The organism is Luteibacter sp. SVR4-7G, from assembly GCF_056755555.1.
The window spans coordinates 1-13163 of sequence record NZ_JBPGXO010000023.1; the positions used below are offsets into that span (position 1 = coordinate 1).

Annotated in this window: 8 protein-coding genes; 6 read left to right on the forward strand and 2 right to left on the reverse strand. The window is 65.9% G+C overall.

All coding sequences use genetic code 11. The features are described 5' to 3' along the window. Positions 1-795 precede the first annotated feature (795 nt). The 6 genes from ACR9ZH_RS10395 to ACR9ZH_RS10420 all read left to right on the forward strand — a co-directional run bounded on the left by ACR9ZH_RS10395 (position 796) and on the right by ACR9ZH_RS10420 (position 11254). Positions 796-3399 carry a TonB-dependent receptor gene (locus ACR9ZH_RS10395; RefSeq protein WP_481290733.1) on the forward strand — a complete coding sequence of 868 codons (2604 nt, stop codon included), beginning with the start codon at positions 796-798 and terminating at the stop codon, positions 3397-3399. Beyond that, positions 3399-6026 carry a beta-mannosidase gene (locus tag ACR9ZH_RS10400; protein ID WP_481290690.1) on the forward strand — a complete coding sequence of 876 codons (2628 nt, stop codon included), beginning with the start codon at positions 3399-3401 and terminating at the stop codon, positions 6024-6026. The genes ACR9ZH_RS10395 and ACR9ZH_RS10400 overlap by 1 nt, the downstream gene beginning before the upstream one ends. A 53-nt stretch (positions 6027-6079) precedes the next feature. Beyond that, on the forward strand, positions 6080-7447 hold the full coding sequence (locus ACR9ZH_RS10405; protein ID WP_481290734.1) for a glycoside hydrolase family 125 protein: 1368 nt from the start codon (positions 6080-6082) through the stop codon (positions 7445-7447). Positions 7448-7460: 13 nt separating this feature from the next. Further along, positions 7461-9896 (forward strand): GH92 family glycosyl hydrolase, encoded by a 2436-nt coding sequence (locus ACR9ZH_RS10410; RefSeq protein WP_481290691.1) that lies wholly within the window; start codon positions 7461-7463, stop codon positions 9894-9896. Between the two features lie 165 nt (positions 9897-10061). Then, positions 10062-10739, forward strand: coding sequence for a basic secretory protein-like protein (locus tag ACR9ZH_RS10415; protein WP_481290692.1), 678 nt, complete (start codon positions 10062-10064; stop codon positions 10737-10739). 77 nt (positions 10740-10816) lie between these two features. Then, positions 10817-11254: a hypothetical protein gene (locus ACR9ZH_RS10420; RefSeq protein WP_481290693.1), complete on the forward strand. Its 438-nt coding sequence runs from the start codon at positions 10817-10819 to the stop codon at positions 11252-11254. Here ACR9ZH_RS10420 and ACR9ZH_RS10425 read toward each other — a convergent pair. Further along, positions 11221-11430 (reverse strand): hypothetical protein, encoded by a 210-nt coding sequence (locus ACR9ZH_RS10425; RefSeq protein ID WP_481290694.1) that lies wholly within the window; start codon positions 11428-11430, stop codon positions 11221-11223. The two genes, ACR9ZH_RS10420 and ACR9ZH_RS10425, sit on opposite strands and share 34 nt — an antisense overlap. 270 nt (positions 11431-11700) lie before the next feature. Continuing rightward, positions 11701-13143 carry an MFS transporter gene (locus tag ACR9ZH_RS10430; protein ID WP_481290695.1) on the reverse strand — a complete coding sequence of 481 codons (1443 nt, stop codon included), beginning with the start codon at positions 13141-13143 and terminating at the stop codon, positions 11701-11703. Between the last annotated feature and the right edge of the window lie 20 nt (positions 13144-13163).

Sequence of the window (13163 nt, forward strand, 5' to 3'; positions counted from 1 at the left end):
GGAGCCGGTGGCTGCCGTTTTTGGAGCGATTCCGCAGGGAGGCGTAGGCCGGACGAGGACTTAGCGAGAAAAATGGCAGGCGCCGGCGACCCGCCGCCACGCAAAGCAAAACGCGATGGCGAACAGCCGAGCCGGGGTAACGCTCCCTGCGGCGAAGCCGCTTAAGACACGGGCACGCGCCAGCGGGCCAACCGACGCGAAAGACGGTCGCCAACAGGGCGATGCCGTCCGAATGGCGCGGCGAAGCGCGAAAGGGCATCCCGCGCAAGGCGCTACCGGAAGCCTCCGCCGCGGGCTTTTTTCGTTGCAGTGCAACATCGCCGCCACCTTGGCGGATCTTGCCGTGAATTCCCCGCAGCGGCTCAGAAAACTTCCAGCCCCAGAGGCGCTTACAGCGTGTCTTGCACAGTCCATTCCTTTCATGGATCGATCCAAATCTACCTTGAGAATTTCCGCAATGCAGTAATTCGCACTTTCATAAAAAGGCAGTCAGATCAGTGAGTTGAATTGTGCATTGCAACTTTAGATCGAGTTAAAAAATCAGTTGACAACGTTGTCAGCGGCCTCAGAGAATCAGCCCGGTAATACCACTGCAACGATGATCGGTCGCGGTGGGGCCGTGCCGGCAAGGCGCGGCGGTCGCGGCACACGCAGGGCCAGAACGCAGGAAAACGAAACGAACGGAGCGAACGCGGGCCTCGGCCGGCGCGGCGCCGTTCGTTCGAAAAAAAACGAACCCCCTTCCCCAGGAGCATCGAAGTGAACCACCGTATCAGCGCACTTTCGCTGGCCATCATGTCCGGGCTGTTCGCCACGGGCAGCGTGATGGCCCAGGACGCGGCGACGCCCGCGCCCGCCGCCAGCGCCGCCAAGAAGAACAACGACGCCAATGCACAGGATGCGGCCAGCCTCGAAGGCATCACCGTCACCGGTATCCGCGCGAGCCTGCAGAAGTCGCTCGACCTGAAGCGCAACTCGGATTCGATCGTCGACGCCATCTCCGCCGAAGACGTAGGCAAGTTCCCGGACACCAACGTGGCCGAGTCGCTCTCGCACCTGCCCGGCATCAGCGTGGACCGCAACTTCGGCGAAGGCGACAAGGTCAGCATCCTGGGTACCGACCCGGCGCTGAACCGCCTGCTGCTGAACGGCCAGACCCTCGCCTCGACCAACTGGACGTCCGATCCGAACAACCCGGACAGCCGCTCGTTCGACTACAGCCTCCTCACCTCGGAAATCATCGGTAACGCCCAGGTCTACAAGACCCCGCAGGCGAACATCGACGAAGGCTCGATCGGCGGTACCGTCATCGTCAACACGCGCCGTCCGCTGGACCTGAAGGCCAACACGCTCACCGGCAACGTCAGCTACGGTTACAACGACCGCGCCGACACCGGCAAGCCGAATGCCTCGGTGCTGTACAGCTGGAAGAACAAGGACAACACCTTCGGCGTGCTCGGCTCGCTGATGCATTCCGACCGCATCATCGACCGCCAGGGCACCGAGATCTTCGGCTACCAGCGCGCGAACGACCCGACCGATACCAATCCGGATCACCAGTTCGCACCGGGCGTCGTGCCGGCGGGCCAGCAGCCCACGTATCCCACCGCGATCAACACCGCCTGGTTCCAGCAGCGCCGCAAGCGCGACGGCGTGTCGACGGGCCTGCAGTGGAAGCCGAACGATGCGTTCGAGCTGAACTTCACCGGCCTCTACGTCACCGAGAAGTTCGACAACTACAACCAGAGCCGCTACGGCGACTGGTCCGGCTCGGCACCGTACGCCACCTCGGCAAGCATCAATAACGGCGTCATCACCAACGCATCGTACGGCCCGAACGCGCCGACTTACCTCGACGGCTACGAGCGCGAGTCGAAGGTGAACACGGGCGCCGCGCAGCTGCGTGCCGACTGGTACGGCGACGGCTGGACCGCGTCGAGCCAGATCGGTTACACCGGCTCCACCGGCGGCTCCGAAGGCATCTGGAACACGCAGTTCAAGTCGCTGGGTGGCTACGACTGGAACCTGGCGGGCGAGCATCCGCAGATCAATTACAACAACCCGGACAACCCGGCGCAGGCCGTGATCAACGGCGTGGGCTTCAGCCGCGCACCGACCTATGACCGCGAGCGCTACTTCCAGGCCGACTTCTCGCACGACGTGGCCTGGGGACCGCTGAACCAGATCGAAGTGGGCGTGAAGGCGACCAATCACTACAACGGCCAGGATGCCTATGCCTCGCGCTTCCCGTCGCTCGCCGCGATGGGCGTGGACGGTCTCACCCTGGCCGACTGGGCCGGCGGGCAGACGCCTGACGGGTACCTCGGTGGCCTGAACGGCACCCCGAGCATGGCCAACTGGACCACCATCAGCAAGGGCGCCCTCAAGGACGGCGTCAACGCGCTGGTGGACCAGTACGGCGCGCCGGTCGACCCGAAGGCGACCTATGCCATCCAGGAGCAGAACCGCGCGTTCTACATCCAGGGTGACTTCTCGGGCGACGACTACCGCGGCAACCTGGGCGTGCGCTACTTCCACACGCGCGACACGGTGGACGGCTTCAACTCGGTGGGCACCGACACCTACGCGCCGGTGAACAAGCGCAGCGCGTACCACAACTGGCTGCCGTCGCTGAACATCGCCTATGACGTAGCGCAGGACCTGACGCTGCGCTTCGCGTACGCGCAGACCATCGCCCGTCCGCGCTACCAGCAGATGACTCCGTACGTGGCCCTCGACGACCGCAGCCTGACCGGCTCGCGCGGCAACACCGACCTGGGTCCGTACAAGTCGACCAACTACGACTTCTCGGCCGAGTGGTACTTCTCCGAGAACAGCGTGCTGGCCGCGGAGCTGTTCTTCCGCCGCATCTCCGGCTACATCCTCAACACCCAGGTGCTGGAAACCCAGTACAACCTGACCAACCAGCGTGACGACGTGTACCAGATGCAGGTGCCGATCAACGCCGGCGTGGCCAAGGTCAAGGGTGCGTCGATCAGCTACCAGCAGAACTTCGGCCTCGGCTTCGGCATGCTGGCGAACTACACCTACTCGGATGCGGACACCAGCAACGACTTCCCGCTGCCGTACAACTCGAAGAACTCGTTCAACCTGTCGCCGTTCTTCGAGCAGGGCCCGTGGAGCGCGCGCGTGACCTACAGCTGGCGCTCGTCGTACTTCACCTCGATCGCCGCGCTGCAGACCCAGCAGATCACGGGTATCTTCAGGGAACTCGACGCCTCCGTCGGTTACCAGGTGAACGACCACATGCGCATCTCGCTGGATGGCACCAACCTGCTCGACGAGACCTACCAGGTCTACGATGACCGTCCGAGCCAGCCGCTGTACTCGTACAAGAACGGCCGTACGTACACGCTGACGCTGGGCTTCAAGCTGTGATGCGCCGCGCGTCGCTGGCCCTGGCGTTCTGGCTTGCCGCCGGAGCGGCCAGCGCCAGCCCGCCGGAGGAGAGAGACCTTTCCTCCGGCTGGCGCTTCCGTCTCGCGCAAGGGACGGAAGCGGACGCGCACGCCGAACTGAAGAAGGACTGGCTCCCGGCACAGGTGCCGGGAGCCGTCCAGACCGATCTCCTCGCGCTGAAGCGGATCGCGGATCCGTTCTGGCGCGACAACGAGGCCGGCCTGCAATGGATCGGCCTTTCCGACTGGGACTACCGGCTGGACTTCGACGTGGATGCGGCCACCCTGGCCCGCGGCCACGTCGACCTCGTTTTCGACGGCCTCGACACCTTTGCCGAGGTCACGCTCAACGGCAGGAAGCTGCTCTCGGCGGACAACATGTTCCGCCAGTGGCGCGTGCCGGTGAAGGACAACCTGCGCAAGGGCACCAATACGCTGGAAGTCCACCTCCAGTCGCCCATCGCGCGCCTGCTGCCCTGGCTCATGAAGCAGCCTTATTCGCTGCCGGGCGAATTCGATTCCGCCTTCGGCGACGAACCCAAGGGCAAGCAGACCTCCAATTACGTACGCAAGGCGAATTACCAGTACGGGTGGGACTGGGGTCCCCGCTACGTCACCCTGGGCATCTGGCGCCCGGTGCGCCTGGAAACCTGGGACACCGCCCGGCTGGCCGATTTCCACGTCGCCCAGCAGCACGTGGATGCCGACACCGCCCGCCTGGACGCGCAATTCGACCTGCGCGCGGACAAGGGCGGCCCGGCAACGCTCAAAGTGGACTGGACGGCGCCCGACGGCAGCCATGGCCACGAAGAGCGCAGCGTGGCGCTCGGCAAGGGCGAGAACCACGTATCGCTGCCGGTGTCGATCACGCACCCGCAACGCTGGTGGCCGGTGGGCTACGGCGAACCCAACCTCTATCGCTTCCACGCCGAAGTCGCCACCGACGGCGGCACCGTGGCCAGTGTGGACCGCGAGACGGGCCTGCGCACCGTGGAACTGCGCCGCGAGAAGGACCAGTGGGGCAGGAGCTTCGCCTTCGTCGTGAACGGCGTGCCCATCTTCGCCAAGGGCGCGAACCTCATTCCGTTCGACAGCTTCCCCTCGCGCGTGACGCCGGAGCGCATGGAAGCCATCCTTCGCTCCGCGAAGGACGCCAACATGAACATGCTGCGCATGTGGGGCGGCGGTACCTACCAGGACGACGCGTTCTACGCGGCCGCCGACCGTCTCGGCATCATGATCTGGCAGGACTTCATGTACGGCGGCGCCATCACGCCTTACGACCCTGCCTTCCGCGAGAGCGCGCGCATCGAGGCGGTGGAGCAGGTGACCCGCCTGCGCGACCATCCCTCGATCGTGCTCTGGGCCGGTAATAACGAAGTGCAGACCGGCTGGGACGACTGGCCGGACCGGCAGGACTTCCGCAAGTTCGTCAACGCGGACGAAGTGAAGCGCATCGACGACGGCATGCGCGAGCTGTTCGGCAAGACCCTGCGCAAGGTGGTCGGCGACCTCTCGCCGCAGGTGCCGTACTGGGCGAGTTCGCCCAGTACCGACTACGAAGGGCCCGCCAATGTCGAGACCGATGGCGACTACCACTACTGGAAGGTGTGGTCGGGTTCCGAGCCGATCTCGCATTACCTCGACATGACGCCGCGCTTCCAGTCGGAGTACGGCCTGCAATCGTTCCCCGTGATGGCGACCATCAAGGCCTTCGCCGCGGAAGAGGACATGCAGCCCGAATCGAAGGTGATGCGCGCTCACCAGAAATTCGCCAACGGTGACGGCAACCAGCGCCTGCTGCTGTACATCCGCCAGGAGTACGGCGAGCCGAAGGACTTCCCCTCCTTCGTCTACCTGAGCCAGGTGATGCAGGCCGAAGGCATCGAGCTTGCCGCCGAGCACCTGCGCAGCGCGCGTCCGCGCAGCATGGGCTCGCTCTACTGGCAGTTGAATGACGTGTGGCCCGGGGCCTCGTGGGCCAGCGTCGACTATTTCAACCGCTGGAAGGCCCTGCAGTTCCACGCGAAGCGCTTCTACGCGCCGGTGGACGTGGTGCCCCTGCGCCGCGACGGCAAGACCGAGGTCTTCGCCGTGTCCGACCGCACCACGGATTTCGCGGCCACGCTGCGCACTCGCGTGTACGACATGGGCGGCAAGCTGCTGCGCGAGTCCAGCCAGCCTGTGCAGGCGGCGGCCCTTTCGAGCACGAAGGCGGCGACGGTGGACGATGCGTCGCTGCTGAAGGGCGCCGACCCGCGCAAGACGGTGGTGTCGTTCGACCTGCTCGAACAGGGCAACGTCGTCGCGCACCACCTGCTGTACTTCGGCGCGGCCCGCACGCTGGCCCTGCCCAAGCCCGAGCTTTCCAGCGCTCTCCGCAAGAGCGGCGAGGGCTATGTGCTGACGGTGTCGGCGAAGCGCCTCGCCCGTGCCGTCTGGGTGGATACCGGCGAGCTCGACGTGCGCCTCGACCGGAACGCGTTCGACCTGTTGCCCGGCGAGCAGGTCGATATCGCGATCGACGGCAAGGTCGATATCGATGCGCTCCGCCATGCTTTGACGCTACGCTCGCTCGTCGATGCCCTGAAGGAGATCACGCCGTGAATCCAAGCCGCCGCAACCTCGTGAAGTGGCTTTCCCTCGTGCCGACCGCAGCGATGCTCGGCGGTGGCGGCATGGCTGCCATGGCCGCCTCGCGTTTCCCGAGCAGGCGTCCGCCGCTGGGCAAGCGGAAGTTCACCAGCGAAGCGGTCGAAGCAGTGATCGCCTCGACCAAGAAGAAGATCAGGGATCCCGAACTCGCCTGGCTGTTCGAGAACTGCTTCCCGAACACGCTCGACACCACGGTGGAAGTGGGGCGCCTCGACGGCTACGAGGACACCTTCGTCGTCACCGGCGACATCGACGCCATGTGGCTTCGCGATTCCTCGGCCCAGGTCTGGCCGTACCTGCCGCTCGTGACGAAGGACGAGGCGCTGCGCAAGTTGTTCCGCGGCCTCATCCGCCGCCAGGCGCGTTGCATCTCGATCGATCCCTACGCCAACGCGTTCCTTCCCGATCCCAAGGGCAAGAGCAAGCTCGACTGGGCGCAGTCCGACCTGCCCATGCTGCCCGGCGTGGCGGAGCGGAAGTGGGAAATCGACTCGCTTTGTTATCCGGTGCGCCTGGCGCATGGCTATTGGCAGGCAACCGGTGATCGCGAGCCGTTCGATGAATCCTGGCGCGCCGCCACGCGCCGCATCCTCGAGACGTTCCGCGAGCAGCAGCGCAAGGACGGCCCCGGTCCGTACCACTTCCAGCGCCCGTCGCCGAATCCCACCGAAAGCCAGTTCCTGAAGGGCTACGGCCAGCCCACGCGACCGGTGGGGATGATCCACGAGATGTTCCGTCCGTCGGACGACGCGACGGTGTATGCCTTCAACATTCCCGGCAACCTGTTCGCGGTGGTGACCCTGCGCCGCCTGGCCCAGATGCACGGCACGCTGTACGGCGACCAGGCCTTCGCGGCCGAGTGCAACGCCATGGCGGACGAAGTGGCCGCGGCGGTGGAGAAGTACGGCACCATCCCGGATTCGGCTGGCGAATACTGGGCCTACGAGGTCGACGGCTACGGCAACCGCCTGTTCATGGACGATGCCAACGTGCCGAGCCTGCTCGCCTTGCCGTACCTGGAATGCACGCCGCGCGACGCGCGTTACGCGCGTACCCGGGCGAAGGTCTGGAGCATGGACAACCCGTATTTCTTCAGGGGCAAAGCAGGCGAAGGCATCGGCGGCCCGCATGAGGGCCTGCGCATGATCTGGCCCATGTCGATCATGATGAAGGCGTTCACCACCGACGATGCCGCGGAAATCCGCCAGTGCCTGCACTGGCTGAAGACCACCCACGCGGGCACCGGTTTCATGCACGAGGCCTTCGACCAGGACGATCCGAAGCAGTTCACGCGCTCGTGGTTCGCCTGGGCCAATACGCTGTTCGGCGAACTGGTGGTACACCTCGCCGATAAGCACCCCGACACTCTGTAACTGGAGCGATTGCATGGTTTCCCGTCGACGTTTTCTGCAAGGTATGGCCGCCGTCACGGCCATCGGTCAGCTCGGCTCCCTCACCGCGCTGGCCGGTGGCGTGCAGGAAGGCCTGAAAGCGCCCGCGACCGGCCGCGGCACGGCCGGTGAAGGCGTCCTGCGTTACGTCGACGTCTTCGTCGGCACGGGCGGTCACGGTCACACCTATCCGGGTGCGACGCGGCCGTTCGGCATGGTCCAGCTCAGCCCCGATACGTACAACGCCCAGTGGGACGGCTCGTCCGGCTACCACCAGGGCGACGGTTCGATCATGGGCTTCTCGCATACCCACCTGTCGGGCACGGGCGCGAGCGACATGCTCGACTTCCTGGTCATGCCTTCGATGGGTCCGGTGCTGCTCCAGCCGGGCGACCGCGATTACGACGGCGTGAACTACGTGTCGCGTTTCGACGCGCAGAAAGTGAGCGGCGACAAGGCACCCAAGGGCTATAAGACCGGCGTGAAGGGCTATCGCTCGCACTACACCGGCGAGCAGGCCCATCCGGGGTATTACCGCGCCAAGCTCACCCGCTTCGACATCCTCGCCGAGCTCACCGTCACGCTGCGCGCCGGCATGCATCGCTATACCTTCGGCAAGGATGGCGACGCGCACCTGCTCGTCGACCTCACGCACGGTTTCGCCGACGCCATGGACAAGCCGGCGAAGGTCACCGACGCCGAACTCACCCTGGTCGGCAACGATACGCTCGTGGGCGGGCGCCGCGTGTGGCAGTGGGCCAGCGGACGCGTCATCTACTTCGCCATGAAGGTTTCCCGGCCAGTGTCCGGCGTCACGCTCTATGCGGACGACAAGGCGCTGCCCAAGGGCACGACCGCCGCGAAGGGCGACCACCTCAAGGCTGCGCTGCACTTCGACAAGGCCTCCTCCGAGCCGCTGCTGGTGAAGGTGGGTATCTCGGGCGTAGACATCGACGGCGCCATGCGCAACCTCGACGGGGAGATACCGGCGTGGGACTTCGACGGTGTGCGCACCTCGGCCGAAGCCGAGTGGGAGGGCGAGCTCTCGAAGATCCGCATCGACTCCCCGTCCGACAAGATCAAGCGCACGTTCTACAGCTCGCTGTACCACACGATGCTGGCGCCGACGGTCTTCAGCGACATCGACGGCCGTTACCGCGGCATGGACAAGGCCGTGCACACGCTGCCGGAAGGGCGGCACAACTACAGTACCTATTCGCTGTGGGACACCTACCGCGCCGAGCATCCGCTGCTCACGCTGTACCAGGCCGATCGCGTGCCCGACCTCGTCGACGGCATCGTGCGCAACGCGGTGGAAAGCCCCAGCGGCGCGCCCGTGTGGCCGCTGCAGGGCATCGAGACGGTCTGCATGATCGGCTACCACTCGGCCGTGGTGGTCGCCGAGGCCCAGGCGAAGGGTTTCACCGGCATCGACTATGCGAAGGCTTGGCCCGTATTCCGTCGCCGCGCCATGCAGGACGATTACTTCGGTCTCACCTATTACCGGAAGCTGGGCTTCATCCCCAGCGACAAGGAAGGCGAGGCCGTAAGCAAGACCCTCGAGTACGCGTATGACGACTGGGCGGTGGCGCACATGGCCGATGCGCTCGGTCATGCCGACGACGCCGCGGCGCTGCGCAAGCAGTCGAAGAACTACGCCAATGTCTTCGACAAGGACAGCCAGTTCGTGCGTCCGCGCGCCGAGGACGGCACCTGGATCGAGCCCTTCGACCCGATCTCTATCGGCCATTCGAAGAAGTGGCGCGACTTCACCGAATCGAACGCGTGGCAGGCGACCTTCCTCAACCAGCACGACGTGTACAACTACATGGCGCTATTCGGCGGCGAGCAGGCCTTCGAGAAGAAGCTCGACGGGCTGTTCAACGCGGATTCCACGCTCCCGGACAACGCGCCGCCGGACATCGCGGGCATGGTCGGGCAATATGCCTTCGGCAACGAACCGGGCCACCACATGCCCTACCTGTATGCGTATACGGGTGCGCACCACAAGACGCAGGCGCGCGTGCGCATGCTGCTGGAGACGATGTACCTGCCCGAACCCGATGGCCTTCCCGGCAACGAGGATTGCGGCCAGATGAGCGCGTGGTACGTCATGAGCGCCATGGGCCTCTACGCCGTCGATCCGGTGAGCACGAACTATGTGTTCGGCAGCCCGATCCTCGACCGCGCGGAGGTGCAGCTGGGCGAGGGCCGCACGCTGGTCGTGGAGACGAAGGACAACGGTCCGGGCCGTCCCTACATCCAGTCGGTGACCTGGAACGGCAAGCCGTGGACGAGGAGCTGGATCGCGCACAAGGAACTGGCCGCCGGCGGCACGCTCAGCTTCGTCATGGGCGACACGCCGAACGAGAACTTCGGCAAGGCGCCGGCGGACCGTCCGCCGTCGTTCGGCGAGCCGGCGAAGGCCTGAACCCCGTCAGTGTTCCTGACGGCCCAGTTGCTCCGCTGGACTGGCTGCCGATGCATGTGATTCCACGCATCTTCGGCAGCCTTGGCCCAACTGTGACGTGTCGCGCGGAACGGCGCGAGGAATGATGCACATCATGCAGGCTCCCACCACGAGGAAGCCACCACCATGCAGCGTGCCAAGCGTCTTGCCGTCACCGTGTCCGCCTTTCTCCCGTTCTTCGCTGTTTCCGTCTTCGCCGATACCACCACGACGTACCAGTCCCAGGGCTACACGCTCAACGTCACCGACAAGAACTCCGGCGTGGCGCAGTCCACCATTGACGCGATGGTGAGCACGTTCTTCACCATCTACCCGCAGGAAGCCCGCGACTTCAATCCGGACACGTCCGCCACCGTGAACATCGTGCTCGACCCCGCGTACGACGGGGTGGCCGCGACCGGCAACGCCACGGAAACCTACAGCGCGAGCTACATGATCGCGCACCCCTCGGACACCGACACGGTCACGCACGAGTCCATGCACATCGTGCAGGACTATGGGCAGCAGAACATCCCCGGCTGGCTCGTCGAAGGCATCGCCGACTACGCGCGCTATCGCTATGGCGTAAACAATGCCGCCGCCGGCTGGTCGCTACCGGACTACCAGGCCGGCCAGAGCTACACCGACAGCTACCGGGTCACCGCGCGCTTCCTGGTCTGGGTGGAGGAGCACTACGCCGGCGCCGTGCAGAAGCTGGATGCCGCTCTGCGCGGCCGCACGTATTCGGCGAAAACCTGGCGCCAGATCACCGGTTCGAGCCTGGATACGTTGTGGAGCCGCTACACCCGGTCGCCCGCGATCTAGCACGTTCACAATCGATAGACCCCCAGGGCGACACTCTCCCTTCGCCGGGAGGATCCGGCAGGGAAAGGGGACGTGGCATGTCATACGTGGGACGCATGTATTTTCGGATGTATCTGCCCGCCGGGCTGGCACTGGCCGGCGGTGCCATCGCTGCGGCCGGCCTGAAGGCGGTGCAGCTGACCTCGGGCGACCTGGCCATCCTGTCGCTCTATTCGAACCTGCCCGCCTGGGCCTTTGCCGCCGGGATCCTGATCGCGCTGGCGATCGCCGGTATCCAGACTGTCAGGCTGCGGCTGTGGGATCGCGGTGCGATCCCCGGCTGCTACGTCTGCGGTTGCCTGCTCGCCGCGCCGCGCGCGGCATGGGCTCGGCCTGGCACGTCGGTGCCTGGGTTGCGGCAAACTGCACGGCGTGAACCATCACCGGCTGATGCCGCGCGTGCTGCCGTTGGCGGTGGCCGTGAAAGACGCGGCCGGTCCGGTCAGGAGCGTACGTTCGTCACCGTGATGCGGTGACCGACGCGCTCGAGCAGCGCACGCAGGGCTTCGGCGTCTTCCAGGGTGGCGTTCTCTTCCAGGGACAGCCACAGGGTCTCGCCGGACAGGCCGTGGATCTTCTCGTTGAATTCGAGTTCGATGGCGACCTTGCCGCCAGGCTGGACCACCGACACGGCGAAATTACGTTGATGCACGCCTTGATTCCCTGGTGAACTGCTGAGGAGTGAGCGCATCTTAGCGGAAAGTTGCAGGAGCGGCCCTGGCCGCGACAGCTTTTGGGCTCGGCCTGGTTAGCGGAAGGAGTCTGTAGGAGCGGCCTTGGCCGCGACAGCTCTTCGGCTCGGTCTGGTTAGCGGAAAGAGTCTGTAGGAGCGGCCTTGGCCGCGACAGCTTTTCGGCTCGGTCTGAATGCTTGCGCGCCAGCTCCAGCTCTCGGCGAAAAGCTGTCGCGCGCGGGCGCGCTCCTACGAGTCTTTGGCGTGGGCGAGGGGCGTGGCCACGTCCTCGAGTGGCCGGCGTTCGGCCGCGACGCCCAGCCACCAGGCGGCGACCGCGCCGACGAGCATGAGCGACGCGCCAAGCGCATAGCCGCCCCCGATCGCGCCGCGTTCGCCCGTGCCGATGAGGGTGCCGAACAACCATGGGCCGGCGACCCCGCCGAGGGCCGTCCCGAACGCGTAGAACAGGGCGATCGCGAGGGCGCGCAATTCCAGCGGGAAGCTCTCGCTGACGGTGAGGTACGCGGAGCTCGCGGCCGCGGAGGCGAAGAAAAACACGATGCTCCATGCGACGGTCTGCGAACGGGCATCCAGCCAGCCATGGACGAAGAGCCACGCCGTCGCGAACAGCAGTAGGCCGGAAAGGGCATAGGTGGCCGCGATCATCGGCCGCCGCCCGACGGTGTCGAAGAGGCGGCCGAGCAGGAGCGGTCCGAGGAAATTGCCCGCGGCGAAGGGCAGCAGGTAGAGGCCTACCTCGGCATCGGCGACGCCGTAGAAGCGGCCGAGCACCAGCGCATAGGTAAAGAAGATCGCGTTGTAGAAGAAGGCCTGCGTGGCCATGAGCACCACGCCTAGCAAGGTCCGCCGGGGGTAGGTGCGGAAGAGGGTGGAGGCCACGTCGGTCATCGTGAGAGCCCGGGGGCGCAGGCGCAGGCGCGGGAGTGCCTCCTTCGGAGGAGGGACGCCCAGCCGCTCTTCGATCTCCGCGACGATGGTTTCCGCCTCGGCGATCCGGCCGTGCAGCATCAGCCAGCGCGGACTTTCGGGAATCCAGCGACGCAGGAACAGGATGCCGAGGCCGAGCACCGCCCCGATGCCGAAGGCGAGCCGCCAGCCGATGTCCGGCGGCAGCCAGCCGCTGTGGAGCAACAGCACGGCGCCGAGCGCGCCCGCTGCGGCGCCGAGCCAGAAGCTGCCGTTGATCACGAGGTCGGTATGCCCCCGGTAGCGGGCCGGGATCAGTTCCTGGATCGCCGAGTTGATGGCCGCGTATTCGCCGCCGATGCCCGCTCCAGTCAGCAGGCGGAACAGAGCGAACGTGGCGAAGTCCGGGGACAGCGCGGTGGCGGCCGTGGCACTGAGGTAGAGGCCGAGGGTAACGGTGAACAGCTTCTTCCGGCCCAGACGATCGGTGAGCCAGCCGAAGAACAGGGCGCCGGCCACCGCGCCGACCAGGTAAAAGCTGCCTGCGAGGCCGACCTGCATGTCGCTCAGGTGCAGCACGGGGCTCGACGTGAGCGCTCCGGCGATGGAGCCGGTGATGGTGACTTCGAGCCCGTCGAGCACCCAGGTGATGCCGAGTGCCGTGGCGACGAGGGTGTGGAAACGCCCCCAGCGCAGCCGGTCGAGCCGCGCGGGGACATCGGTTTCGACGAGTTCGCCGTGGGCACGGACGGGCCGGTTCATGGCCCGACCCTACGGAACCC